This window comes from Alteromonas sp. 1_MG-2023 (assembly GCF_030547075.1).
GTDB lineage: Bacteria > Pseudomonadota > Gammaproteobacteria > Enterobacterales > Alteromonadaceae > Alteromonas.
Genome location: NZ_JAUOQH010000023.1, coordinates 1 through 26,838 on the forward strand (window position 1 = coordinate 1; position 26,838 = coordinate 26,838).

The 26,838-nt window shown below is 41.8% G+C and carries 27 protein-coding genes; 15 read left to right on the plus strand and 12 right to left on the minus strand.

Annotated features, from left to right (window positions below):
* A partial coding sequence (locus Q4561_RS18135) for a PLP-dependent aminotransferase family protein (RefSeq protein WP_303462659.1) occupies positions 1-618 on the plus strand: 618 nt, incomplete at its 5' end.
* 264 nt (positions 619-882) lie between these two features.
* Here the strand turns inward: Q4561_RS18135 and Q4561_RS18140 are convergent.
* The 4 genes from Q4561_RS18140 to Q4561_RS18155 all read right to left on the minus strand — a co-directional run bounded on the left by Q4561_RS18140 (position 883) and on the right by Q4561_RS18155 (position 4,030).
* The gene (locus tag Q4561_RS18140) at positions 883-1,971 is read right to left on the minus strand and encodes a rhomboid family intramembrane serine protease (RefSeq protein ID WP_303462660.1); all 1,089 of its coding nucleotides are present in this window, start codon (positions 1,969-1,971) and stop codon (positions 883-885) included.
* A 2-nt stretch (positions 1,972-1,973) separates the two neighbouring features.
* Positions 1,974-2,591, minus strand: a complete 618-nt coding sequence (locus Q4561_RS18145) for a hypothetical protein (RefSeq protein ID WP_303462661.1) — start codon at positions 2,589-2,591, stop codon at positions 1,974-1,976.
* 227 nt (positions 2,592-2,818) lie between these two features.
* Positions 2,819-3,424 (minus strand): DUF1287 domain-containing protein, encoded by a 606-nt coding sequence (locus Q4561_RS18150; protein WP_303462662.1) that lies wholly within the window; start codon positions 3,422-3,424, stop codon positions 2,819-2,821.
* A 177-nt stretch (positions 3,425-3,601) separates the two neighbouring features.
* A complete protein-coding gene (locus Q4561_RS18155) occupies positions 3,602-4,030 on the minus strand; it encodes a hypothetical protein (RefSeq protein WP_303462663.1) in 429 nt (142 codons plus the stop codon).
* Between the two features lie 280 nt (positions 4,031-4,310).
* Here Q4561_RS18155 and Q4561_RS18160 point away from each other — a divergent pair, with 280 nt between their 5' ends.
* From Q4561_RS18160 to Q4561_RS18170, 3 genes are all read left to right on the plus strand, one after another.
* Positions 4,311-4,619 (plus strand): hypothetical protein, encoded by a 309-nt coding sequence (locus tag Q4561_RS18160; protein ID WP_303462664.1) that lies wholly within the window; start codon positions 4,311-4,313, stop codon positions 4,617-4,619.
* A 202-nt stretch (positions 4,620-4,821) separates the two neighbouring features.
* Positions 4,822-5,772: a DnaJ C-terminal domain-containing protein gene (locus tag Q4561_RS18165; protein WP_303462665.1), complete on the plus strand. Its 951-nt coding sequence runs from the start codon at positions 4,822-4,824 to the stop codon at positions 5,770-5,772.
* 1 nt (position 5,773) lies between these two features.
* Positions 5,774-6,070 (plus strand): chaperone modulator CbpM, encoded by a 297-nt coding sequence (locus tag Q4561_RS18170; protein WP_303462667.1) that lies wholly within the window; start codon positions 5,774-5,776, stop codon positions 6,068-6,070.
* A 7-nt stretch (positions 6,071-6,077) separates the two neighbouring features.
* On the opposite strand, the gene Q4561_RS18175 is transcribed toward Q4561_RS18170, so the two are convergent.
* Complete coding sequence (locus Q4561_RS18175; RefSeq protein WP_303462668.1) at positions 6,078-6,998, minus strand: LysR substrate-binding domain-containing protein; 921 nt, start codon at positions 6,996-6,998, stop codon at positions 6,078-6,080.
* A 109-nt stretch (positions 6,999-7,107) separates the two neighbouring features.
* On the opposite strand from Q4561_RS18175, the gene Q4561_RS18180 reads away from it, so the two are divergent.
* Complete coding sequence (locus Q4561_RS18180) at positions 7,108-7,341, plus strand: hypothetical protein (protein ID WP_303462669.1); 234 nt, start codon at positions 7,108-7,110, stop codon at positions 7,339-7,341.
* A 303-nt stretch (positions 7,342-7,644) separates the two neighbouring features.
* Here the strand turns inward: Q4561_RS18180 and Q4561_RS18185 are convergent, their stop codons facing one another.
* The 3 genes from Q4561_RS18185 to Q4561_RS18195 form a co-directional block, all read right to left on the minus strand.
* Positions 7,645-8,355: a glycosyltransferase family 25 protein gene (locus Q4561_RS18185; protein WP_303462671.1), complete on the minus strand. Its 711-nt coding sequence runs from the start codon at positions 8,353-8,355 to the stop codon at positions 7,645-7,647.
* A gap of 110 nt (positions 8,356-8,465) precedes the next feature.
* Entirely contained in the window at positions 8,466-9,014 is a 549-nt protein-coding gene (locus Q4561_RS18190) for a YaeQ family protein (RefSeq protein ID WP_057790162.1), read from the minus strand.
* A 230-nt stretch (positions 9,015-9,244) separates the two neighbouring features.
* Positions 9,245-11,278, minus strand: coding sequence for an ATP-dependent DNA helicase RecQ (locus Q4561_RS18195; RefSeq protein WP_303462672.1), 2,034 nt, complete (start codon positions 11,276-11,278; stop codon positions 9,245-9,247).
* A gap of 212 nt (positions 11,279-11,490) precedes the next feature.
* Between Q4561_RS18195 and Q4561_RS18200 the strand changes: the two genes are divergently transcribed.
* Genes Q4561_RS18200 through Q4561_RS18225 form a run of 6 tightly spaced genes read left to right on the plus strand, consistent with a single transcriptional unit; the run spans position 11,491 to position 14,429 of the window.
* Positions 11,491-12,165 (plus strand): hypothetical protein, encoded by a 675-nt coding sequence (locus Q4561_RS18200; protein WP_303462673.1) that lies wholly within the window; start codon positions 11,491-11,493, stop codon positions 12,163-12,165.
* A gap of 2 nt (positions 12,166-12,167) precedes the next feature.
* Positions 12,168-12,638: a hypothetical protein gene (locus Q4561_RS18205; RefSeq protein WP_303462674.1), complete on the plus strand. Its 471-nt coding sequence runs from the start codon at positions 12,168-12,170 to the stop codon at positions 12,636-12,638.
* Between the two features lie 8 nt (positions 12,639-12,646).
* A complete protein-coding gene (locus Q4561_RS18210) occupies positions 12,647-13,375 on the plus strand; it encodes a hypothetical protein (RefSeq protein ID WP_303462675.1) in 729 nt (242 codons plus the stop codon).
* Positions 13,376-13,434: 59 nt separating this feature from the next.
* A complete protein-coding gene (locus Q4561_RS18215) occupies positions 13,435-13,698 on the plus strand; it encodes a hypothetical protein (protein WP_303462676.1) in 264 nt (87 codons plus the stop codon).
* Positions 13,699-13,750: 52 nt separating this feature from the next.
* Positions 13,751-13,885, plus strand: a complete 135-nt coding sequence (locus Q4561_RS18220; protein WP_303462677.1) for a hypothetical protein — start codon at positions 13,751-13,753, stop codon at positions 13,883-13,885.
* A gap of 1 nt (position 13,886) precedes the next feature.
* Positions 13,887-14,429 (plus strand): hypothetical protein, encoded by a 543-nt coding sequence (locus Q4561_RS18225; RefSeq protein WP_303462678.1) that lies wholly within the window; start codon positions 13,887-13,889, stop codon positions 14,427-14,429.
* Between the two features lie 85 nt (positions 14,430-14,514).
* On the opposite strand, the gene Q4561_RS18230 is transcribed toward Q4561_RS18225, so the two are convergent.
* Positions 14,515-15,471, minus strand: a complete 957-nt coding sequence (locus Q4561_RS18230) for a YihY/virulence factor BrkB family protein (RefSeq protein WP_303462679.1) — start codon at positions 15,469-15,471, stop codon at positions 14,515-14,517.
* A gap of 156 nt (positions 15,472-15,627) precedes the next feature.
* The gene (locus tag Q4561_RS18235; protein WP_303462680.1) at positions 15,628-18,198 is read right to left on the minus strand and encodes an excinuclease ABC subunit UvrA; all 2,571 of its coding nucleotides are present in this window, start codon (positions 18,196-18,198) and stop codon (positions 15,628-15,630) included.
* Positions 18,199-18,408: 210 nt separating this feature from the next.
* Here Q4561_RS18235 and Q4561_RS18240 point away from each other — a divergent pair, with 210 nt between their 5' ends.
* Genes Q4561_RS18240 through Q4561_RS18250 form a run of 3 tightly spaced genes read left to right on the plus strand, consistent with a single transcriptional unit; the run spans position 18,409 to position 21,033 of the window.
* On the plus strand, positions 18,409-18,909 hold the full coding sequence (locus Q4561_RS18240; RefSeq protein ID WP_303462681.1) for a MarR family transcriptional regulator: 501 nt from the start codon (positions 18,409-18,411) through the stop codon (positions 18,907-18,909).
* On the plus strand, positions 18,909-19,973 hold the full coding sequence (locus tag Q4561_RS18245; RefSeq protein WP_303462682.1) for an HlyD family secretion protein: 1,065 nt from the start codon (positions 18,909-18,911) through the stop codon (positions 19,971-19,973). The genes Q4561_RS18240 and Q4561_RS18245 overlap by 1 nt, the downstream gene beginning before the upstream one ends.
* Positions 19,974-19,983: 10 nt before the next feature.
* Positions 19,984-21,033: a DUF2955 domain-containing protein gene (locus Q4561_RS18250; protein ID WP_303462683.1), complete on the plus strand. Its 1,050-nt coding sequence runs from the start codon at positions 19,984-19,986 to the stop codon at positions 21,031-21,033.
* Positions 21,034-21,118: 85 nt separating this feature from the next.
* On the opposite strand, the gene Q4561_RS18255 is transcribed toward Q4561_RS18250, so the two are convergent.
* Positions 21,119-23,680, minus strand: coding sequence for a TonB-dependent siderophore receptor (locus tag Q4561_RS18255; protein WP_303462684.1), 2,562 nt, complete (start codon positions 23,678-23,680; stop codon positions 21,119-21,121).
* A 489-nt stretch (positions 23,681-24,169) separates the two neighbouring features.
* Here Q4561_RS18255 and Q4561_RS18260 point away from each other — a divergent pair, with 489 nt between their 5' ends.
* Positions 24,170-25,984: a DUF885 family protein gene (locus tag Q4561_RS18260; RefSeq protein WP_303462685.1), complete on the plus strand. Its 1,815-nt coding sequence runs from the start codon at positions 24,170-24,172 to the stop codon at positions 25,982-25,984.
* Positions 25,985-26,124: 140 nt separating this feature from the next.
* Here the strand turns inward: Q4561_RS18260 and Q4561_RS18265 are convergent, their stop codons facing one another.
* Entirely contained in the window at positions 26,125-26,838 is a 714-nt protein-coding gene (locus Q4561_RS18265; protein ID WP_303462686.1) for an alpha/beta fold hydrolase, read from the minus strand.

The following is a 26,838-nucleotide window of genomic DNA, read 5'->3' on the forward strand; positions in this document are numbered from 1 at the left end:
CTTTATGAGATGGCTAGAGAATACGATGTGGCCATTATAGAAGATGATATTTACGGCGATATTGCCTATTCGTATCCTCGCCCTAAAACGGTTAAATCGTTTGATGAAGATGGCCGAGTTTTGCTGTGTTCGTCGTTTTCAAAAACATTGGCGCCGGGATTTAGGGTAGGGTGGATAGCACCCGGAAGCTTCAGAAACAAAGTGCTTCATGTAAAATATGTAAGCAGTTCGATGTGCCCTACATTTCCACAACTTGCCATTGCTAGCTTCATTGAGCAAGGCGGGTACGACAAGCATATTCGGGCAATGCGCCATTACTATTTAAGCGCAAGAGACGCACTACGGGCCGATATTAAACGCTACTTTCCAGAAGATACCTGCGTAAGTTACCCACTAGGAGGTTACGTGCTTTGGGTTGAACTGAATGCAAAATATGATGCGGTAAAACTGGCAGAGAAAGCCAAACAGCACGGTGTTTATATTGCCCCAGGGCAAATGTTTTCAGCAACTGGAAAGTATCGCAATTGCCTACGGTTTAATTTTATAGATGGCTCGCAAGAGGTTCGTACACAAAGCATAAAAGTGCTTGGCGAATTGATTGGTTCTTTAGTTAGCTAAGGGCTTTTGATTTTAGATAAAGGCTTATATATCCGCTGAAGGCTCATTTACCCGCTGAAGGCTCATCCGCTCAGGGCTGTTGTTCTAAAACTGGAGCCTCCGTTACCAATAGAAAGCTTTTTACCAGAGTATCTTTCTTGTAAGGTTATGGAAGTAAAAGGAGATAAGCAAATAAGGAAGAAAGGGAACAAGGAGAGCGAAGCTTTAGATTACAAGCGCACGTGTGCCAACACCCTAATTAAAGGCTGTTGGCATTCACTAAGGTTAGCGCTTCACTTTTACTTCTTGACTGTTAAGCACAGCCAACAGAGGGTTATCAGCCAGCACTTGCTTTTTAAAAATCATCCCGATGGCAATACCAGCAATGAAGCCACCGATATGGGCCCAATAAGCTACGCCACCTTCACTATCATCAGACAAATATAGGCCTAAAATATTGATAAGAAGCCACAACCCAAAGAATATCGCTGGGCTAACTTTTTTCTGATAAACAATAATCATCAAGGTTAAACTTGCATGCCTAAACCATAATAGGTACATACCAAACAAACCCGCAATAGCCCCACTTGCCCCTACCACAGGAATAAATGAGCTTGTATTAGCTAGGGTTTGAGCAGCAACAGCAGCCAAGCCGCACAAGATATAATAAAAAATAAACTTACGGTGTCCGAGAGCGTCTTCGAGATTGTCACCTATGATATACAAGAAGTACATGTTACCTACTAGATGCAAAATCCCTGCATGCATGAACATGTGCGAAAATATTGTCCATAGCTGCTGTCCGTGACTGATCTCGATAGGATGCAACGCAAAGTTATTAAAAGCATCAGTGGCATCAATAGGCCCAAAAGCATAACTAACAAAGAAGATTAGATTCAGAACCACTAAAGAATACATAGCCCAAGGCGTTTTTTTTGGCTTTAAGTTATACTCGACTGGCATTTGAGACAAGAATTGAAATAACCATGTACGCTTTTGAGTGGGTTTGTCTAATTCCAATAAGGCTTTTGCTATTGCAGGAGAATGGGTAACTTTTTCCAACTCATCTTTGTCTAACCACACACCACTGCAGCTTGGGCAGGCATCAACTTCAACTTCAAACCCCGACATTAAATAATATCGACATAGCTTTGTATCACAGATATGACAATGCCGCTCTGATACACCAAGCATTTCCCCCAAAGCATCCTCTAAAACAACTTTCGAATGACCATTATCAGCCACCGATAAAGCATCGTTTAGTTCACCGGCCTCTAGCCAGATACCATTACAGTCTTGGCATTGCTCAACTTCCTGATGGTGAAATACATGTTTATCCATTGAAGCGCTTACACAATTGGGACATTTTTCCATGGTTATGCGCCTTCAATATTCGTCAATGGGCTAACATCAATACCAGCTTCCATTAATTCATGGTGCAGCTGAGTATAATGACGAATAAGATCTTTTAGCGCGCCATCGGTTACCTTTTTATTGAGCGCTAACAACAAACTCGAACCGTGCTTAGGCCCGAATTGATTACTTTCCATTTTTGTAATAATCAGGGCAACTTCAGAATTATATCGACGGATTGCAGAGAGAATATCACTTGGTGTTTCTAATGCATTTGGAGAATACTTCATACTCTCCCACACAAAATCGCTGACAACCGGTCGATTAGCTTTTATGTCATAAATAGGTTTATTTTGAAGCAGGTCGGCGTAGGCATTTAGGGAAGTAATATTATCGTCAAGCTCATCTGCTAAAGCGTGTTGTAAATAATAATTTCTTTCTTTGCTATTGAGATTTTCAAACAATAATGCTTGCGACAAACCTTCTTGGGCCGCTAAATAAACGCCCACCACGGTTGCAATAACCATAAATATTTGTCCGATCCAAAATCCAGTTTTAACTAAATCAGAGTTATCAAGCTTTATGATAGGTTGTTGCCTTTTGATAGCTTTTGCGGGGGATTTAGGTGTTGCAGAGTCCATTTCTTCTCACTTCTGTTATATGTTGCTTATATAATATTACTTCGGGGATTATGTTAAAAAAATAATACCATAAACGCATGGGGTTTCTATAAATTACTATGTAAATTAATAAGATATACAATATAACCGCGCTACAAGAAAATGAAGTTTTTGTAGTGAAATTCTAGAACTAACGCGCCTATTGTAGAGGCAGAAAAGAATAACCCATCTTTACTCTAAGATGTTCATTAAAGAGGTGAGGTAATGTATTTTTGTGGTATGTAACGATAGTGGCCTGTTATTTGATATTTAAACAACATATCTTCACTATTTGGGCCTGAGCCAATATTATGAATTATAAGTGGGTTGCCACTAACTTCTGAAATTGTATCGCTGACAATCCCTATATGGGGTAAATTTCTAGGCAGCGACCAAGTTACAATATCTCCTGGCGCATAATCTTTTGCTGCAAGCGTTATAGGTAAACTCTCACCATATCGAGATAAAAACACCTGTAAATTGGGCACTCGGCGATGATCAATATTTCTGTCTGGTTTATCTAAACCCCAAATTCTTTTCGATGGATACACTGCAAAGTTACTAGACATATCTTGATGAACAAGCATTTGTAAATCGGTACCCAGTGAACGGTAGCTGCGGATAACTACGTCTGTGCAAACGCCAAAATTTTGGGGAACGTCTCCATTGGGGTATGGAATAGAAAAATATGACCCATCATAGGTAATGTCGTGTTTGGTGCGTTCAATTGCAGCTGAAACAATATCTTGCTTGAAACTACCACCCATACAATGTTGAGAAAATATCAACACTATAATACTTAGAAGTTTATTCATGACTTAAACACCACCTCTGCCGACACTTGCAGAGTAATACGTTTGTTAGCGACTAACGTCACAGTCAGAGCTCTTATGTAATAACTTTAAGAAAAGCCAACACATACATACTTGGAAACACTCAAATCTAGGCAGACTATCTGCCTAGATTCAGAGTGAGAAGCTCTTCGAGGTGTATTAGTTGTCGCTATCGCACTCGCTAACATCACCACCCATTTTTTCTTTCATTTTAATGCAGGCTTCACGTACCTTTTTAGAGCCTGCATCCATCATGTCAGCACCCTTTTCTTTGCCATCTTCATATGCATCAGAGGCCATGTCTTTGCCATCTTCATAGGCATCTGATGCCATGTCTTTACCGTCTTCATAGGCATCAGAAGCCATGTCTTTACCGTCTTCATAAGCACTTGATGCAGAGTCCTTAGTTTCGTCCCAAGCATCAGCTGCTTTTTCTTTCCCTTCTTCGTAGCCTTCAGCTGTCGCGTCGCCAGCCTTCTCCATTTCCATCATGGCTTCTTTTTTAGCTTCTGCTGCTGATTCTTCGTTAGACTCAGAACAGCCTACAACGGTGAGTAATAATGCTAACGCAATTGCTTTGTTTTTCATGGTGAAACTCCTTTTGCTGAATTTAGTGCAAATATTAAGGTTAGTAAAAATGTTGCTTTCAACTATTAGCGTTAAGCTAGAATGTGCAATTAGCTTTTTTACGGACTAATATTTGATATTTCCAGTCTAGCCTAATTATCCATCAAAGTATAAATAGTATTATAATCATAACAATATAGACTAATTACATTAGTCGATAGTCTAATAAATTGCTGAATTTCTTCAGGAATGAGCGACAATAAACAAAACAGCTTTCTACAAATTAAGATGGACACCACAGATGAAAAAGCTTTCTAAAGTGCAAATTAAACAACAAGCACTTGTCCTTGATGTTGCGAACATGCTTGAAGCGCAAGGGCGCGCTGAAATTCCTGGCATGGTGCAATGCTGGTTTGATATGAAATACGAGCTGTTTCCAAGCTCTTTACTACTGCGCTTTCAGTTTGAAAATGAGCAAGCCCTAGCCGCTGCAGAACCCGAATTATTAAAATGGCGAAAGCGCTTAAGCGCCGCCATGGTCAAGAAAGGCGTTATTTTAAAAGATATGCGTAGGCACTTGGTGTTTACCCTAGAAGGGCCTGATGATTAAATCAGGACTGCGCTATTTTTGCATTTCACATTGCATTAGCTCCCTGCATTTCTAGCCTAAATTGAAGCCAAACTTCATATTCAACATTAATTATCCCCTACAGTTTTGCGTAGTCCTTATGATATTTGATCAATATCAATTTACGCTTTTTAGGTATCCGCTATATTAACTACTCTATCGTTACTACGCTGAGCATCATTGAATGGAATTTAAAGATTATTATCAGATCCTTGGTGTTAAAGAAGATGCTGATTTAAAAGAAATCAAAAAAGCATATCGCAAGCTTGCCTTAAAGCTGCACCCCGATATGCAACCTGATAGTAATTCCGATGAGGAATTTAAAGAATTAGTCGAAGCTTATGAGGTGCTTAAAGATCCGCAGCGCAGAGCCGAATATGACGAATTGAAAAAATATGGTGCAACTTCACGCGATAATTTTCAACCGCCACCAGGCTGGCAAAGTAACAATGATTTCAATGGCGCTCACACCAGCGGCGACTTTTCCGATTTTTTTAATTCAGTATTTGGCGGTGGGTTCAATCAGGGGCCGCGTAGCCATCATTCAGACGACTTTTCAGGGTTTAACAATCACGGGCAAGATGCTGAGATTGAAGTTCCAGTATTCCTTGAAGACTTATTTTCAGAAACACCTAAAACCATTCAGTTTTCGATGCCAACGCTAGAAGATGGAGAAGTTAAACACGTCAATAAAACTCTCAAAGTTAAAATACCAACTGGCGTGGTTGACTCAGAACGGATCAGGCTGAAAGGCCAAGGCGGTAAAGGGCAGGGGCAGGGTAGAAACGGCGATCTATATCTACACATTCGTTTAGTGCCGCATCCACTGTTCGATGTAGAAGGACACAACCTCGTCATTACAGTGCCTATATTGCCTTGGGAAGCCGTACTTGGATGTAAAGTTGAGGTACCGACTTTGGCAGGTAAGATTAACCTGAATATAAAGCCAAATAGTCAAGCTGGTCAAAAACTGCGAGTTAAGGGCAAAGGGCTTAAAATGAAAACGGGCCAGGGCGATATGATTGCTGTTTTAAAAATCGTTACTCCAGATAAAACGACCGACGAAGGCAAGGCTTTGTGGCAACAACTAGCGCAATTAGAGCATGATGATCCTCGCGCGCAATGGAGTAAGTAAAATGACTAATTCACTGCTAATAATATCATTTGAAGAACTTTGCCACGTTGAACGACTAGACCAAGAAATGATTATCGAAGTTATTGATTATGGCATTGCTGAACCCATCTCGGGTGACGGTACGAGTAATTGGGTATTTGATACAAATAGTGTGCGGTGGGTAAAAAAAGCTATAACGCTATATTCCCAATTAGAGTTGGATTGGGTAGCGGTAGCGATGATTGTTGAGTTGCTGAAGCAAAAAGAAAAGCTGGTAGAAGAAAACGAAAATCTTCAACGTCGGCTAACGCGGTTTTAACCTGTTTTTACGTTTGTAGTGCTTCATGGTTTGCCATTTTTTCTGTCAGCCATTCACAAAAATGCGCTATACGTTGTTGCTTTGGCGAGTTCTTTAGATATACAAAGTGAGATTTCCAGCGCACTGGATGGGGAATATCAACGGGCACTACCAATTGCCCTGATTTTAAATACTGCCCAATCATAACATCAGAGGCTAACATGATGCCTTGGCCTGCCAGCGCAGCGCTAAGCGCCAGATCGCTAGAAGACACTACGGTTTTTCTCAACACTTTACTCGATAGATTTATTTTATTGTGTTCGAAGTATGACTCCCAACTGGCTTTCTCTTCCCCTGCTAGTGCTAACAGGCGAGTAGCTAACATATCTTCAACAGTATGCAGCTGCTTTTGGGTTTGAAAAGCTGGAGAGCAAGCGGGCACTACGCCATTTTCACCAAACCTTTGCATGATAAGGCTGTCATCTTGCGATGCGGTGGTTGAGGTATAAAAACGAATAGCTACGTCGATATCGCCTTTATGTAAACTTTCGATGCGGTTAGATGCCTGAATATTGATATTAATGTTGGGGTACTGATTAAAAAACTCGAACAAATTAGGCATAAGCCATAACGAACAAAAAGCTTGAGTAGAGGTAATTGTTAAGCTGCCTTCCAACGGCTCTTCGTGTACTTGGTTCAAACCATTGACGATTTCGCTAAACCCTTTCTCACACGATGCATAAAGGGTTCTTCCCGGCCCAGTTAATAGCATTTTTCGTGACTGCCTGCGAAACAAGCTTACCCCCAAGTTTGCTTCTAACTGCCGCATTTGTTGGCTTACCGCAGCTTGCGAAATATACAACTCTTCCGCCGCCTTACTATAGCTCTCATGTCTTGCCGCAACCTCAAAGCAAAGCAAGTTATTTAGCCATCGCAATCGCTTGTCCATTATTTTCCATTATATAAGTTCAGCTTATTTTATAAGTTAGATTTAATCGTTGGTTAAGTAAAGAGCTAATCGAGACACTAGCTCCACTAAATGACAAGGAGTTACTGGCGTGAATGCTAAAAAAAGTGGAGCGATTTCATATTTAATAGCAGTAAAAAATAAACTTTCAGGCAGTTTTCACCATGCTGGTAAACAAGAACCTCCACATGTCGAAAATAACGCTAGCGTTGAATGCGCTGACAGTAATGAAACAGATAATACTTGTGAGAACATCGCTTCAAAGGGCATGCTTTCTAATATGGGAGATAAGCTGTGCTTATCAAAATGGAGTGCGTTTAAGTAGTCTTGGCAAAATGTGCTTCCAAACTAGGCTCAATCAAAGAGTTGGTACATAACGACTTAGCAAAAAAAATACAAAGTGAAGAAGATAAACGCAGCCAAATTCTATCGCTAACGGAAAGTGGAAAACGCGCACTTGAGATATTCATATAGTATAGATAGAAGAGCGCGTTTTTTCTGACATGCTGAAAGGCGTTAGCGATGAAGAAAAAGAGATACTTAAGAAACTAGTACTTACACTTAAAAGTAATTTAGATGAAAGGTGAGTTAAGCCTGGTTATTTGGGGTTATGAGTTATTACTTGATGTCAGTGAGTAATATTTTTTAAAAGGTGAACTTGAAACTTTAGCAGATTGAAAAATTTCACAATAGGGTTGCCATTTATCTTGTTTCTTTTACCAAACCGGTCAATGTCGCTTTGTAGTTTTCTTGTCTTAAACGGGTAAGGTTTTATACCGAAAGCCTTTATTTTATCTACTGACAACCATTGAAGCTCAACATCAACAGGCCTAGAAAAAGACTCTGTATATTTTAATAACTTTTCTGCACCGCTATAAGAGATTACTTGCGCAGAAGCACCAATAGGTAACTTATTGTATTTCACCACCGAGAGATTGTTCGTGGTGTACATGGTTTTCGCTGCCCGCTTTTCATGCACTTCATTGAGTTTGATATAGTCCCAAGGCTCTTTGATTTTATCTATCGCTTCACCCAGTTGTTTAAAGCTACTCTCAAACATCACATCGTCTTCTAGTACAATGGCGAATGTTAATTTCTGCTCGAAAATAACAGACCAAGCTTTTCTGTGACTAAGAAAGCAGCCAATTTCCCCAGGGGTTAATTTTTTGTAGTAATTAAGTTTGTTCGCGCGCGCCGAGTACCCTTGACAAATAGCGCGATCTTCCGAGCCATTAACTGCCGTTATGATCGAAAAGTCAGCTGAATAATGCTTTGCGCTCTCTGAAAACAATTTGAGTCGGTCGACTGACTCAGGCAAGTTAATTAGTAATATTTTCACATATTGACTATAGCTGTTTCTTTATTTAATTATTTTATTAGGCATAGATTACAAAAATAAGTCAGCTAGTGGGGAAATTTATTGCTCTGCATTCTTTTAAGTTTTGTAAGCTATAAATGCTTTTCAATTTCCACTTCTATACATTCGCTATTGCCAGCGCTTTCGATAGTTAGCCAAATTTGGCCATCTTGCACCGTTACTTGCATTTGCATTGAACGGTCAACGGCATTCGCCAGTGTGGTAGATAAGCTTTCAGGCAAGGTAAACACCGATAAGTTCTTTCTGGTACGCAAGCTGTTCTGTTCTTTTTTCCACCAAGCATCAAAGCTGTTATCTGCGTACGCATAAATCATCATCTGCTGACTTTGATTGCAGCCTTTTTTGATACGTTGCTCAGAAGGTTGCCCTAGCTCAATCCACAGCTCTATTACATCGCTGAAGTCCTTTTGCCAAATGTCTGGCACTTCATCGTCAGATAGGCCCTTTGTAAACTGTAATTGTTCGTGAGCATTCACAATAAAAGCTACGATACGAAGCATCATGCGTGCATCGTTTTCAGAAGGGTGGCGAGCAATAGTTAAATTGTGCTCGTTGTAGTAATTTCGATCCATATCGGTTATCGATATGTCAGCTTTGAAAATGGTTGCTTTAAGAGCCATGGTGATCCTGAGTATTATGCCAAGTGCGTTATGTAGTGCTTAACGCTAGTCTTATTTTTATATTTATATTCATTTGGCGCACGCACTAGTGTTATTGGGCGCTAAAACTTGAAGCTAGCGCTTTTATACAAGTATACAGTTTCGTGCATTGCTTATTTTTAGCATATGTTTGCTGAGAATATATGTCGCGCTTATTTGCTGCGCTTGTTTAATGAATATAATAACAGGTATTAAGGCCTTGCGCCCTCTTCTAAAATTTCAGTAACTACAGCTTTCACATCCGCATATCTGCAAAACTCACAACTTCCGAACCCTTGAACTTGCCTTACTTTTAAACGCGTAAATAAAGGCATAGTCATGGCGGTTAAAAACCGGCAATAGATAGATTCAGTAATGGCTTCATTAAACTTACCGTCAAGGTGAGCATTAAGCGCTGCCATTGCTTCGGCTACGTGAGTTTTATCTGGTAAGGGAATAGGCGATGAATAATCCAATTTAGCCACTTTACCATTGCACACGCTGCAGTGGCCGCATTCTTTTGGGGCCTGTTGGTCATCAAAATAGGCCGATAAGTTATAGTTTAAACAACTATTAAGCTCAAAGAACCGTACCAGAGCAGCAATACGTTTTACTTCTTTAAGCTCATTTTCAGCAAAGTAGTGTGCGAGGGTTTCAGCTAGGCTATTCGGTAGATCTTCGGCTAACAGTGCTTGTTGATTCACCTCGTACACATCGGTGATTAAACGCGACGCTAACTCGATATGATTGTGTTCGTGTAAATACTCTAATGCCGATACTACTCTTGCGCGCTCGGCGCCATAATGCTCAAAAATACTGTCGAAATTCACTACCCCCCACACTTTTTTCATATCGGTATGGGTGAAAACCGCGTTTAGGAAATCGCTTCGTTCTTTGCCAAATAGATCAAGAATGTCGGCTTTTTCGGTATTAAAACGGTATTTGAATTCAGCAAAATAGGCGTATAAAGGGCGGATGACCTTGGCTAGCTCCAGTTGTACTAACAGTGTTTTTAGCGGCAACTGACGAATATTGCTTAAGGTTGATAAGCTATTAATTTGTGTTTCCCACTGGTACGTACCTTTGTCCGAAGCACTGTTTGCAGTGCTACTTGAAGAACTGCCTGAAGAACTAGCGCTTTGCTCAGGCGCTTGACTGGCAATGTCTTTGAGCACCCGCTCAATAGCGGATTTGTCTGGCGTATCGCCATAAACAAAGTTTTCGATAGTTACCAGACCATCAAGGTTGGCCAGCACAGTGCAGTTAGCGTTTTGACCGTCGCGGCCGCCTCGACCAATTTCTTGGCTGTAGTTCTCTATAGACTTGGGTAAATCGTAATGTACAACAAAGCGAATATCAGATTTGTCGATGCCCATGCCAAATGCAATGGTGGCCACTACTACTTGGAGCTTGTTGGCCATGAAATCTTGTTGAATGTTCTGGCGCACATCACTGTCTAGCCCCGCGTGATAGGCACTTGCTGCACAGCCGTTTTGTTGTAAATAGCGAGCCACTTGTTCAGCGGTTTGTTGCAGTGTTACATATACAATGCCTGCGCCTTGTTGGCGCTTAAGTTCATCTAATAGCGCTTGGTTTTTATTTGCTTCTACAACAGGCAGCACATTCAAGTTAAGGTTTGGGCGGTAGAAACCGGTTTGAACAATATTGTCTGGCGAAATATCAAACCGGCGTGCCATATCAAGTTTCACTTTTTTAGTGGCCGTTGCGGTTAGCAGCAGCACTAAAGGGATATTTAATTCTTGTTGATAAGCTGGCAGTTTCAAATAATCAGGGCGAAAGTTGTGCCCCCATTCAGAGATACAGTGTGCTTCGTCTATAACCAACATTGAAACTGCAACAGACTCTATAAACTGCCTGAAACGTTCGTTCTTAAACCGCTCTACCGACACCATCAAAATTTTGCATTCACCTGAGCGCACTTCATTCATCACTTGCTTATTTTGCTCAGCAGTTAATGTTGAATCGATGCTCGCAGCAGCAATGCCTTTGCTATGTAGAAAAGCGAGCTGATCTTTCATCAAGGCTAATAGGGGGGATACCACCAACGTTAAATTAGGCAATTGGGTTGCCACAAATTGATAGCACAACGACTTGCCAGAGCCGGTAGGGAATATGGCAAGCGATGAGCGCTGACTTAACAGACCTTCTACAACCTCTTGCTGACCGGAACGAAACGAGGGAAATCCAAACAGGTTTTGTAAAAGTGAAGAGTAGTCTGGGGTCATTTAACTGCGCATAGCCTTGAAGTATTTGAGGGTATGATACAACAAGATAAGGGGCGTTTGCGCAAAAGCCTTTATAGGTAAAATATATCGATTTGTGCTACCTAACTAAACTTATAGAAAATAATACTTTAGCTATATAAAACATAGGCTTCGCGTGTTAACAAATACAAAGAATACAGGCAGAATTGCAAGAAACTAAAAAGGAGTAATTAATGACCGGAGAGTCAAAAGCTTTTTCAGGTAGGGATGTTGAGGAAGGTGTAACTAGTTCGAATGGAGCATCATCCCCCTTTACAACAGGTCATCAAGGTATTGACATAGCTGAGTTGGACAAAGGTGAGATGGAATGGTTGTCCACGCAGCGAAGTAAGTTAAAACTGGTTAACCCCGAGGCGGTATATAGGTTTCGTAACTCTAAGATAAGTTACTATCACTCTTTTTGTCACTTCGTTCTATTAGTCCTATTATCCCCACTGTTAATTGGCTTTTTAATTTTACCTATTTTTTTATATAAAACTCATGTGCAAGGAATAGGTGACGTAGGTGCGCTTAATTTTGTTGACCATTTCACTATTACGCTAATAGTGTTTTTTTCTATCTTTAAAATATGGCAAGTGTTTAAGGTCAAAGGAGCGGGCAGTGCTAGTCAGTATCGCCTAGCTATTATCGCTAACTCTATTGGGAGGGGGGGGATTGGCTTTTTTAAACTATCTATAATTGTTGTAGCTTGTTATTTACCAATTATAAGCATGTATCCGGATGAGAAGGTATCAGATGCATTTTTGCATGCGGGGAACGGCGTATTTTCCGATACATTTGATTTAGTATGTAATTTTTTGTTGATATTCATTCTCTTAAGATCATTTAGATGGTTAGGTAGGGGGTGAAAATGAAATATATGTATCTCTTTATTTTTTTAGTTTTTTCTATGCCTTCTTTTTCATACGAATCGCTACCTAGCAACTGTAGTAACCTCGATGAGGTTGTGGAAGAAAGCTTTGTAATTTTTAGTAAAATGGAATTTATTCAGCTCGGAGAATGCTTAGCTGAAAACCTATTAAAGAAAAGGAAGACTCTCAATATTGTAGATGCATGCAATGAGGTTGTGGAAGATAAGAATAATTACTTAGGCATATTATCTTTGTCAAAGGCCGAGTCTATAAAAATTGGGCAGTGTGCTGGCGCTATAAAATATATATACACTCGTTATGATGAAGAGTTGGTTCCTCACCGACCAGGGTACTATTCAAGCCATCGAGTGTATCGTTGCAAAAAAGGCTCAACAGCGATAGAAGCTATTCGGAAAAGCGGTGAAGTATCTATGAATCGTGAAAATCTGAGAGATTTACTTTGTGATTAGGCGAAGGTATGAATTCAGAAATTGAGATTCAAACATTTGTAGATATAGCAAAGTCGTGCTTGGAAGCTGATCAGCTTCCTGAGCCTATCAGAATAGCTTTGTATACTATTCTTACTAAGAAAACATCGGCTTCAAAGAGCTATCATCATATCGTTATCAACGAGAATGTTAGGGGAGTTCCAAAGAACAAGTCACCGCTTAACAAAGGGAAAAGAGATAGCATCAGGAATATTCTCATTCTATGGTATCTCTTTGGCGCTGACACAAATAAAACAAAATCTTTTTTAAGTGCTTATGCTGAAAGGCGCTCATTAAGCAGCAGTATTAAAGAACTCGAAAAGCTAGCTAATAAACAATATCTTGAATTTTTCTGTTTGGGTGTTGTTAGAGAAAACGTTGAAAGTATCATTGATAAGTTAACATCAAGCGAATTCAACCTCTTCGAGCAAAAACTTCCATCACCATTCTTCACCACGAAAAAAACGCCCTATGATATATCGCCCATGAGGAAGTTATTTTCTCAAGAGATACCATGGCAAGACTACATGGAAAGATATAAACAGGCAGATGCTCTTTTCAACGAGAAAAAATATTCAGACGCCAAGCAAATTTTAATAAAGTTAGAGCAGGATACGATTGTACGCCTGCCAGTAATTGAAAGCTTGAACAAAAATATAAAAGCTCAGGAAGACGAGGCATTGGAAGCGTGGGAATATTTTAATAAAATTTTAAATTAACCGTTGTTTGTGCGGCGCACAAAATGAATATGGTTCTCGTCATTTGAGAGGAGATAATCATGACAACAGTTAATCTACTATTTAGCGAACAAAGTACATCAGAGTGTCGCCGCTACCTTACTAAAGCTAAGGCTATAGAAGAGGCATTAAATACAGGAGTTCAGTATTCTCGATTCGGAGGGAAAAAACTGAAACTCTCGAAGAACCTTGTAAGATTTAAATTAGGTAACTACAGGCTGATTTTCAAATATACGCCTAACGGCCTTATTCCAGAAAGTCTAATTCAACGAAAGCATCTTTCACGTTTCCTTAAGCGAAGGTAATACAAAGCGTATTACATTCACCATAGTTAAATACATTTAAGGAAATCAAAAAATGAACGATAAAATCAAGCCGAGCGATAATTCCGCAAATCAAAAAAATCGCAACAAGGGGACGTCAGGTACGAATCGTCAATACGATCAAGCTCAGGGAAATCGTAGCAAGCAAAAGCAGCAAGGAGGGAAGTAACATGGATTTATCATTCAAAGATTTATCAGACAATGCCCATTCGTCTGTGGCGGGTGTATCAGTAGATAGTATTGAATACACATCAATGGTCAATACGTTAAATTTTGATAAATTAAAATGGAAACTTACTAAATCTAGCGAGGCGTCTTGGTCCAGTGACTTATGTGACTTTGCGGAAGAAGAGTATAAGAAGTTTTTATACTTGAAGCTGCGTTATCCGAAAGTTTCTTTGGTACCGAACAAGTTAGTTGATAAATTTTGGCATGAACATATCTTAGACACTAAGTCTTATCAAGATGACTGTAATAAGATATTCGGACACTTTATTCACCATTTTCCATATTTTGGTATTTACGGAGAAGAAGATCAAAATGCCTTACAGCAATCTTTCGATATAACTGTATCGCTATATGAGGAGCACTTTGGTGCTTATCCGTCCAATGAAGTTCATGGGAATCTAGGAAACGTAGCAGCACGTTGCGGGGAGCATGCGTGCCATGTACCGACTTCGTGTGCATGTCGCGTTCCAGGAGCATGCAAGTAAGTTCTTAAAGTAAATAACCAGCAATACATTAATTTTTGTATTGCTGGTTTTCAGAGTTGTAACGTTAGATTGAAATTCACTGACTTCAACTACCCCTCAAGTCCTCCGGCGTATTATCTGCCACCACAGCATTGCGTTCACCCATAGGTTTGTCTTTTCCAATGGTGCTGTCGGCGGTGGTCTGAAGTTCTATCGATGCATTTACCTCTGCTCCAATCAATATGATGTAGGCACTTAAATACAGCCACATCAACAGAATGATGATCCCACCTACGGAGCCGTAGGTTTTGCTATAGCTGGCGAATTCGTTCAAATAAATTGAAAATCCATAAGATGCAGCTATCCACATTAGCGTTGCCAAAAGTGCGCCTGGGGTTACCCATCGCCATTGGGCAGAGCGGCGATGCGGAGCATAACGGTAAAGTGCTGACAGGCTAATATTAAATAGCACTAACATGACAGGCCACGTTAGCCATGCTGCTTGTTTGTCGCTTAGCAAACCTCCTGCTGCCCAGCTTATAATTTCTGGAAGAACGGAAATGCATGCTAAAGCAACAATAACGGTGGCTATCATAAAAACAGTACAGGTTATACGCGCTAGCATGCCTCTGAAAAAGCCTCTGCCGTTGTCTTCACTGTAAGTAATATTGCATGCGGTAATTAATGCATTAGCACCTTTACTACTACTCCATAAAGATAAAACTAGCGTGAGTAGAAAGCTCCACCCTAAGGCTGAGTTTGATTTCTCGGTAAGGTTTTTAAGCTGCTCTTCAATAATATATCTGCTGTCGGTAGGTACAACGTTCACCAACAGTGACATGTGTTTTTGCAATTCATCAGGCGATACCATCAACCCATATAATGAAATAGTTGCCCCCAATAATGGAAATATTGCTAACAAGCAATAGAAAGCCACACCTGCTGCAATAAGCGGCACATTGTGTTTTTGAATATTAGTGAAAATGCGCTTGGAAATGCTCCACCAATTTTTTACTGATAGTCCAAATGCGGATTCGGCTCTGTTCTGATGGGTTGTGTTCATGTAGTCGCGTTAAAATGATAGTAGTTACAGTTAATACAGCGCAGTGAACAACTAAGTTTATAAAATTTATTGGCTTATTCATTTAGGGCGGTCAAAAATAGAGAAGGACGTGGGATAGACCCCATTTAGTCCTATTGAAATTAGCCCGTATTGAGATTAGCTGGTCATGAGAAAAGGAGCCGTTTTACTATTTTGACAGCGAGCCACTTCCATTGGCGTACCTTTAGCCACTATTTTCCCACCAGCATCACCTGCACCAGGGCCGATATCTATTAAATAATCACTGGCCGAAGCAACTTGCATATTGTGCTCTACCATTACCACGCTGCTGCCTTCATCCACTAATGTATTTAGATGCTTCATGAGCAGGGCGATATCTGCGGGATGAAGCCCAGTAGTGGGTTCGTCTAGTACATAAAGTGTATGTTTCTTGTCGGCTCGTTTTAACTCGGTAGCCAGCTTTATTCGCTGTGCTTCTCCCCCTGAAAGTTCGGTGGCAGGTTGGCCTAATCGCAAATAGCCTAAGCCGACTTTTACCAGCGCATTTAGTGCACGAAAAACAGGAGCTTCATTGGCGAATATGTTATGAGCCTCGGCCACGCTTAGCGACAGCACGTCGGCTATCGATAAGTCGTTCCAAGTAACGTCTAAGGTGTCTTGATTATAGCGTTTTGTGTTGCACACGGGGCAGGGGGAATACACCGATGGCATAAAGAGTAATTCTACCGATACGAAGCCTACACCCTCGCAGTTGGCGCACCTACCTTTGGTTGTGTTAAACGAAAATCGACCTGCATCGTAACGTCGTTTTTTTGCTAAGGGTGTGGCGGCAAACAGTTTGCGCACATGGTCGAATAGCCCAGTGTAAGTCGCTAAATTCGAGCGGGGCGTTCTGCCGATTGGGGATTGGTTGACTACCACCAATCGCTTTATTTTCTCCGCATCACTTGTTATGGATTCTGAACTGCCGTCTTCACTACTTTTATTTATGTAATCTTTATCAATATAGCCACTAGCGGGTTGCTCATCGTTGTTTTCCAGTAAGGTGGCTTCGGTAATATCTGCTGGTGAATTTTTATTGGCAGTGCTTTTATCTAGCGTTTTGCTAGTTCCAAGTGACGCTTTCACTAGTTCTACCAATGCATGGCTGACTAAACTCGACTTACCTGAACCCGATACGCCGGTTACCGTAGTAATAGTACCTAGTGGAAATGCGCAGTCGATATTTTCAAGATTATTTTTGGTAATGGCTTTTAATGACAACCAACCCTTCGGGGCGCGGTTATGGTGCTTAAGGGCTAATGCGTCATCGAATAGATATTGCGAGGTTATTGAATTAGATGCTTGCTGCAATGCACCTACTGGCCCACTAAATACTAATTCGCCGCCATTAATGCCGGCATTGGGGCCTATATCAACAACCCAGTCAGCGTGTTTAATGACTCGTGGGTTATGCTCAACCAAAAATACGCTATTACCAGCCTGTACTAGCGCATCAAATGCATCGAGTAAGGCATTTACATCGTTGGGGTGCAGGCCAGACGAAGGCTCATCCATTATGTATACCACGCCAAACAATTTTGATTTTATTTGGGTGGCTAGCCGCAATCGCTGTAATTCACCCGCTGAAATAGTCGTGGTGCTTCGCTCTAACGACAGATACCCCAACCCTAGGGCAATAATGGGTTTGATACGCGCCACGATGTCTTTGCCAATATTGCGAATAACTAGCGCCCGCTCGTTGTTTTGCGCTTCGGCGGTTTCAAGTAGCGTATGTAAATGTTCCACCACGTCGCTTAAAGAAAGCCGAGAGAAGGCGGTGATGTCTAGGCCACAAAGTGTCACTGAAAGCGAAGCTTGCTTTAACTTTTTCCCATGGCATTGTGGGCAGGTTGAAACCGCAAGATATTGGGCGACTTTTTGCTTAATTTTTTCTTTTTGAGAGGTTTTAAAGGTTTCAAGTACATAGCGTTTAGCCCCAATAAACTTGCCATTATAACTGGCGGGTTCGCCTTCTTCCTTCGCCGCTTGGGTTTGCGTCAAATTGTAGTTTCTGTAAACAGGCACTTGGGGGGTATCGTCGGTGTATAAAATCCAGTCTCGGGTAGACTCGGGTAACGCATGCCAAGGTATATCTACATCAATGTCTAACGACAGCAATACCCTAACTAGATTTTTACCCTGCCACGCTCCGGGCCACGCTGCAATAGCGCCTTCTCGAATAGTAAGGGTGGTGTCGGGTACAAGTTTGTCTTCGGTAACATCAAACACAGTACCTATACCATGGCATTGCTCGCAGGCACCTTCAACGGTATTTGGCGAGAACCCATCGGCATAAATAATCTTTTGACCAGCAGGGTAATCACCTGCACGGGAATACAACATACGCAGGCTATTTGAAATAGTGGTAATACTGCCTACCGATGAACGAATAGACGGTGCGCCTCGGTTCTGATGCAGCCCAACCGCGGGTGGTAAGCCTTCAATACTATCTACATCGGGGGTTTCAATTTGATCAATTAACCTTCTGGCATAGGGGGAAACTGAATCTAAATAACGGTGCTGCGCTTCTGCGTACAAGGTGCCAAAGGCGAGTGAGGACTTACCTGAGCCAGAAATACCCGTAAATGCCACAATCCTATTCCTGGGGATATCAACATTCACGTCTTTTAAATTGTGAACCCGTGCTCCGCGTACCTGCAGAAAATTATCATTATCTATAGTCATGCTTCCGTTACCACCTTAATCACCTATTCCACTCTTACCGCTTTAGATAAAACCAGCAAACGTAAGATGAGTAAGCATCAGACATTTATTACGATCATAAATTGGACCGAGAAACCTAAAGTATAGAGATCAATTTATACACCTCTCTATTTACTTAGCGTGCTAAGTAATGCTATTGTAGTTAGCATGCTAAGTAAGTTGGAGGTGTGCATGTCTGCACAAAAGCCGTTTCACGAAACGTTAGATTTTACGCTTATTGGAAATATGGGCCGAGTACATCGGTTGTGCAGAGAGGCCGTGACCTTGATTGTTGAGCCCTTGGGGTTAACCCAATCAAGGTGGCTTGCGTTAATGCACATCAATTTAATTGGCGAAGGGGTTACCCAACTAGCGCTAGCGCAAAGCTTGGGCATAGAAATGCCTTCGTTAACCCGCACATTAAAGCAGCTTGAAGAGCAATCGTTGATTAGCCGCCAAGTTGATGACAACGATAAGCGCAGCAAAAAATTGTATTTTACCAAGGAAGGTCGTGTTGTTTTGAATTCGCTAAATGAAAAAATAGCAGATGTTAAGCAGCAGTTTTATGCAGGGTTAACCCACGAACAACTTGATGTGATGGCGCGCGCGTTGTTGCAAATAGAGCAAAATGCCTCTGACTGTATTTCTCTGCAGGAAGAGCGCCGAAAAAGTAAAATAGAGGAAGGTGAATAATGACGCCCGATCAGAAGTTTTCTCTTTACGTTAGGTTTTCTTTAATTGGTTTTGTGTTGGTATTTATTTACTACCTAATTGCCGACACCTTTATGCCAGTAACGCCCCAAGCACGTATTTATCATCCGGTTGTGCAAGTTGCGCCTCAGCTAAGCGGCGAAGTAACGCAGGTTTTTGTTACCAATAACCAAACGGTAAAAGCGGGCGACGTGCTGTTTCAGATTGATAGGGGGCCTTACGACATAGCATTAACCCAAGCTAAGTTAGCGCTAGATGATGCCAAATTACAAAACAAGCGACTGGATACCAATATTAAATCGCTAGAGGCTCAAATTAAGGCGGCTAGTGCCAAGTTGCACGAGCAAAAGTTACTTCAGCAACGCAGCGACGCTTTATATAAACAGCGCGCAATTTCAGAACAAGAACTGGAAGCAATGCGAGCCAATTATGAAGCGAGTGTTGCCGATAAATTAGCCTTAGAGGCACAGTTATCTGAGGCTTTACTGGCAAGAGGCGATTCTGGTGAAAGCAATCTTACGGTACGCCATGCTGCAAATCAGCTAGCCGAAGCCAAATTAAATCTATCTTACACCCAAGTACGAGCACGCAACGATGGTGTGGTGTCTAACATGCAGTTACGTGAAGGCGCCTATGCGGTAAAAGGTAACTCGTTGTTGGCTATTGTAACTAGCGAAACGGATCTGGTTGCCGATTTTAGAGAAAAATCCTTGGCACATATGCCGGTGCATAGCATCGCTAAAGTGGTGTTTGATAGCCGCCCAGGTGAAGTATACGATGCGCATATTGCCTCTTTCGAGGCCGGTGTTAGTGATGGTCAATTAAGTGCAAATGGTACGTTAAGCGTTACCGAAACGAGCAATAGATGGGTGCGAGACGCCCAGCGTCAGCGGGTTCATATTGTCCTGCAAGAAAACGAAGCCTTGATAGAAAGTATGCCAAGTGGCGCTCGTGCCACAGTACAATTATTACCTGAATCAACACTAGGTCAGTGGTTTGGTACGTTGCAAATTAACGCCATTAGTTGGTTGCATTACATTTACTAGCGGAGGCTAAATGTCGACAACAGTTAGTAAAGGGCCGCGGTTAGATGCCAATGGTCTGCGCCAAGCATTACGTATAGCGGGTGGCTGTACCCTGGGCTTTGCCATCAGTAATGTGATGAACTGGCCTTATGGTATTTTCTTTACGGTTTATCCCATGTTGTTACTGGGTTTAGTACCCGTTATTAATAAAACAGTGATAAAGCAGTTCGTCGCCAGTGCGGGGTTCAGCGCCTTTATTGTATTAGTACTGCAAGGGCTATTTTCCCACATTCCAGTGGTGATGACCCTTATTGTGTTTCTATGCTTTTGTATTTTGTTCTATCAAATGAGCAGTGGTGGCGGCTTTTTGTTTGGAGCATTAGGGGCAGTAGGGCTTTCAATACAGCTGCACTTTTCAAGTTATGTAACCGGCATAGATACTGTCTACCCGTTAATAGTGAGTAATGGGGCAGCTACGCTTTTATCGATTGTTATTGCGGCTTTCATGCATGGCATATTTCCGGATGTTGCGCCGCGAACACCTCGTGTTCCACCGCCTAAGGCGAAAGAGAGTATTCGTCACGAAGTACTGTTATGTGCAAGTGTGGCAACCTTATCGTTTGTAGTGTTTCAAGCGCTGGATTTGCAAGACTCGATATCAGCTCAGGCGTCATCGGTGCTTATTCTATTTTCGCTTTGCTGGAAAGCAGCAAGTTTAGCTGGGTGGCAACGGGCAATAGGTACGCTTATCGGGTGTAATCTGGCATTGCTGGCTCAATTGTTTTTGTACAATCACAGCGATTTTTTACTTTTTCCGGTGCTTGTATTGTGGATTTTAGCTTTCATTTTTAGTCGCTATCATATTTTAGGCGGTGGAATGCCAGGCATTGGGTTTGGTGTGCTAACCACGTTTGGTATTTTATTTGGAAACTCTTTAACGCCAAACCAAGATTTGGTGTATAGCGCGCTTTACCGTTTTAGTTCTGTGGCCGTAGCCATTGCCCTTAGCTTAAGTGCTGTTTACGTTATGCATCATATATTAAATCGCTTTAGCGTTACCCGTCACCATACTTATGAATAGCAAATACGCTTAACCATGACACATTAAAAAATGCCGGATGTTTTCACATTCGGCATTTTTATTTAGTGTTAACTTACATGATTAATTAAAAGCTATAAGTCACTTTTCCGTAAACATAACGGCCTGTGAATCCATACGACGAGAAGCCTGAATATGGAAAAATCATAGAGAAAGTCGTTACGTCATCAACTAAATCACGGGTGGCTTCTGGGTATACATCAAAGATGTTATTTGCACCAACAGAAATCGCTAAGTTGTCGGTAAGGGCGACGCGAACATCTAAATCTGTGATCCACTCAGAAGGTATAATTTCGTTACGAGCTTCAACCGATGATGGGTCTTCCACTTCGCCATAGCGAGTAGTACGTAACGTGGCATTATAACGGTCGTAAGACCAAGTTACGCCAAGGTTAACTTTGCTATCTGGTGAGCTTGTTTCAAAACGGCGTAGTTCAACATCGTCAAACAAGTTACTTTGATCGAACCCTGCACCTTGCAGTACATCTGGCGCTTCTAAAATATCAGTCACTTCGATATCGTTGAAGTTGATACCCACATTGAAGTTAAACGCACCCAAATCAGCCGTGTTTAACGTGTAGGTAGAAACAATATCTACCCCTTCAGTACGAGAATTAATAGCATTTAAGAAGAAGCGAGCTTGGTTAGCACCAGTACCTTCAAGTAATGCTTCAATAGCATCGCCTGATAGGTTGTTCGACAACACAATACGATCGTCAATATCAATACGGTAGAAATCTACGGTTAGGTTGAAGTTGGCGGTAGGCGAGTAGGTGAAACCAGCACTGTAGTTATCTGATTCTTCAGCATCAAGACCTGGACTACCCAATGCCTGTGCAACATCACTTGAAGCGGCAAACGTACCCGTTTCAGTTGGCTCGCCATCCACAAATACTGTGGCAATAGAAGTAAAGTGCTGTTGTTGCAACGACGGCGCTCTAAAGCCAGTAGATACAGAGGCACGTAGGGCGAGGGCATCGGTAATGGTTACTCGATGTGACATTTTCCAGTTAAAGGTACTACCGAAATCAGAATAGTCTTCATAGCGACCAGCTACTGCCACATTCCAGTTCTCAAGCACATCGGCTTCTACATCTACATAAAAGCTATAGTTGTGACGCGTGTTTTCACCTGCTGACTCTGGGGTGAAACCAGGGAATACTTGTGATCCCGCTGAGCCAAAAGGGCCATCAACAGGGTCGGTTACTACGCCACCTGGGCCAAACGTACCTTGGATATACGAATTTTCTTCACCTGCGGTAATTTCATAGCTTTCGTGACGATACTCCGCGCCCATAGCGAAGTTCATTTCACTGTAGAAATAGCCTGTATCAACAAGGCGCGAAGCATCAGCGTTAATAATAGTGGTGTTGTATTCAAGCTCACCGGCGTTAAAGCTGGTTTGGCTTGTTGGCCCAAGAGAGGTGTTTAAGCTATTTACTACGCTGTACTCTAGTGCATTTCCACCGTGTGTGAGTGACAAATCGTAGTTCCACACATCGCCGTAACCTTTAATACCGCCTAGTACCGACATATCTTGAATATCAGTTTGAATAGAAGGTAAGAAGCCATCAGGGTAGATAGAAGTGATATTGCGGCTATCTGAAGCTCTGCGATAAAAACCACCGCCAATAGAATCACGCGAACTAAAACCAGCAGTACCGTAAAATTCGATACTGTCGTTAATAGCTTTACCTGCGTTTACAAACAGCGCGTAATCTTCTACTTCACCGTTACCATATACATGGTTGTAGCGGTTAACCGTAAATTCTCTTTCATCTAAATTACCATCAGCATCACGGGCATAGTTTTCTCGTGTATCGAAGTCGGAACGATTTGATTCGCCGCGATCGCGGTATTCTGCTGATACATTTACAAAACCATCGTCGCCCCATTCAAAGCCCATGTTGCCGCGAAGGGTAAGAGTTTGTCCGTCAGTTAGTTCACGATCTGAACCTGTATCAAAAGCTAGGTCGCCATTGGCATCTGCACTTACGCCTTCTAAATTCGGCACACCGTCCATCGTAGTTACGTTCGCGCCGTATGTGGCCGACACTTCACCGCCTTCGCTAGCGTCTTTCAATACAATATTAATCACGCCCGCAATGGCGTCTGAACCGTATTGTGCCGCCGCGCCGTCGCGAAGTACTTCAATGCGTTTAATCGCATTGGCCGGTATAGCATTTAAGTCTACAGCCGAAGAACCACGGCCTACAGAACCGTTTAGGTTAAGTAGTGCAGAAGTATGGCGGCGCTTACCATTTACTAAAACAAGTGTGTGATCTGGCGCTAACCCACGAAGCTGTGCGGGGCGAACATGGTCTGTTCCATCGGTAACAGAAGGCTGCGGAAAGTTGAAGCTTGGCAACAACGAGTTAAGGATCATGTTGGTTTCGGTTAAACCAGTGGCTTCAATAGAAGACGCATCGATAATATCGATAGGAACCGGAGAGTCATTCACAGTTCGGCCTACACGGCGTGAACCAACAATTTGGATTTGCTCAACATCTTGCTCGTCAATGTTGGTTTGTTCCTGAGCCATTACCGATGTTGAAAGCGGCATAGCAGCGATTGCGCCTGCAATTAAAGAAAGCTTAAAAGCAGAAGCGTTAAAATTTGCCTGTTGCATTGTGTGTTCCCGAATTTTTATAAGTGTATTTTTAAGCGAATGAAATTTGCAATAACAGTGTGCTTTTGTATGCAGGAACTAAGCGTATTTTGGGTACGCATACTGGATGCATTGCACAAACTGCAAATACTTCTTTTCTGTTGCGGGGTACAGCTAAAAGCCGATTTGTCTGATAAGACTTATAATTATTAGATGTGATAAACGAGTTTCGTCTACGGGACTGAGTTAAGCACAAAAGAGAAGGTCGATACAATACTTAAGTAATAAAATTTACTTTATGTTCATTATGAAGTGGCCAAATATTTAAAGTGGCTGATTTGTGTACCGCTAAGTTCAGGCCTTTTTATTGACATTGTCGCCAAGCTGAATAAATGTAGAACCTATATACGGGAATTGCAGCTTCTAAATGTCAAAGGTTCTGAATTTGAAAGCTGCTAAAGCTAAAACGACTGAACTACAAAGAACAAATAAAAAACAATAGGGAACAGAATGAAAACTTTCTTTAAGTGGGTAGGTATTGGTGTACTGGTAATTATACTTGGTGCAGCAGCGTGGGGTACACATGAATGGAATGCTGATAAGCCATTCTCATATCGTGTGTTTTTAGACAGAGCACTTATTCAGCAGGCATTAAAGAGTCCGCAAACCTTAACCTCAATTGGGGTGTTGGACGGTATGGGCATAAAAGGCCATAACGCCCACCTTGATGATGCGAGTTTAGCGTCTTCACAAGCTACGTTTGACGAGCTGATGGAGATTAAAAGCGTACTTATACAATACGAGAATTTGGATGAAGAACAGCAATTATCCAAAGATATCGCAATGTATTTGCTTGATACCTTAAGCGGGTTCGAAAAGTATCAATATCATAGCTACCCGTTCAACCAAATGTCGGGGGCGCAAAGTAACTTCCCTAGCTTTATGGATGGCCAGCACCCGATCACTGATGTAGAAAGCGTTGATTTCTACGTTAGCCGGTTAAGTGAAAGTAAGCGTTACTTTACCCAGATGCTTGAAGGCATGAAGTTGCGCGAAGAAAAAAATATCCTTCCGCCACGCTTTGTTATTCAAAGAGTTATCGATGAAATGCAGGGCTTTATTGACACGCCGGTAACAGAAAATATTTTGTACACCTCGGTACTGCGTCGAATGGAAGAGTCTGATGCCATTGTTGAAGACGAATACGACGGGCTTTTGTCCAATGTATCAACTGAAATAGAAAATACGGTTTATCCTACTTACCAAATGCTTATCGATTACTTTACTGGTCTTAAAGAAAAGGCAGGTACGGATGATGGCTTGTGGCACTTAGAAGGTGGCGACGAAGCGTATAAACTGGCCCTTCGCTTCTTCACTACCACTGATTACTCTGCCGATTACATTCATAATGTGGGTTTATCGGAGGTTGATCGTATTCAGGCTGAGATTTTAGCGATATTAGCGCAAGAAGGTTTTGATATTAGCCAAGGTTTTACCGCGGCGATAAGTACGCTAGCAGAAGATGAACGCTTTTATTATGAAGATACTGATGAAGGACGGGAGCAAATTCTAGCCGATTATCAAACTATTCTTGATGAAATTGATGGGGGCCTTGGCGATGCATTTTTAGTGCGCCCAGAAGCGGGTATGGAAGTGAAGCGTATTCCATTGTTTAAAGAGAAAACAGCGCCCGGTGCATACTATCAACCGCCTGCTTTTGATGGCTCTCGCCCAGGTATGTTCTTTGCCAATCTATATGATATTAAAGCAACGCCTACCTACAGCATGCGTACGCTGGCCTATCATGAAGGCATTCCTGGTCACCATTTCCAAATTGCGATTGCAATGGAGTTAGAAGGTTTACCGATTTTTAGAACCGTAGCGCCTTTTGTGGCCTATGTAGAAGGGTGGGCTTTGTATTCTGAACGCTTGGCATGGGAGCTAGGTTTCCAAGACGATCCGTTTGATAATATTGGCCGCTTACAAGCAGAGCTTTTCCGTGCGGTAAGGCTTGTGGTTGATACTGGCATTCATGCAAAACGCTGGACGCGAGAAGAAGCCATTGACTACATGCTAGCGAATACAGGTATGGCTGAATCTGACGTAACTTCTGAAATAGAACGTTACATCGTTATGCCGGGGCAAGCAACTTCGTACAAAGTGGGCATGATGAAAATTCTAGAACTACGTGAAAAAGCGAAAGTAGCGTTAGGTGATAAGTTTGTTCTAGGTGAATTCCACGATGCAGTACTGAAAAATGGTGCAGTGCCTTTAGATGTATTAGAGCGAATTATCGATAAGTACATTGCCGACAAACTTGATTAGACCAAGGCTTACTTATGACAGCGTTCAATTTGGAATTCGCTTTATCAGGGGGGTGCTGATTTAACAAAGTGCACAATCAAACAAACAAAAGACGTTACTTTTTAAAGTAACGTCTTTTTTATTGCTATAAATATGTGAAACTAGGACAAACCAGCAACAAAGCGCTGTATGCATTTGTTCACTTTGTCATATTGCTCGGCAAATACCATATGGGTTCCAGCTTCTATAACGTCTAATTTTGCGTTTGGTAACTGTGCTAATAAGTATTCAGAATACTTAACAGGGGTCATAATGTCTTTGTCGCCTACAATTAGCTGAACGGGTAATACTAGATTAGCTAGGTCGTGCATAATGTTGAAATGGTCACAAGCGGTGAAGTCTTTTAGCATAACTGCTGCACCGTTGTTAACAATTGCCATATTCACCTGGGTTCTTAAAGGCTCTTGCAATTGTTGGTTTGAAGCCAGCAGGTAATCGGGAAACTCCCCATCTTCTTCTATAAGCGTGGCTAGCGAGGTAAGTAACTGTGGCATTACTTTTAATTTAGCGCCCGCACCTATTAGCACCAGTGCTTTGAGCCGATTTGAATCAAAGGTAGATGTTTCCTGTAAAGCAAGCAGAGCGGCTTGCATAGCAACCGCGCTACCTAAAGAGTGACCAACGAGCACTACGTCTTTTGACTCTTCTTGTTCAATGGTGTCGAGCACCCACTGAGCAATAGATTTCACATCACTTATTGCTTCGCCGTTAGGATGACCAGGAAAATCCAATGCTAGGCTATTTTTGAAAAACGAAACTTGATGCTTCCACACGTTACTTGTGCAACCAGAACCGTGTAAAAATACTAAAGTCAT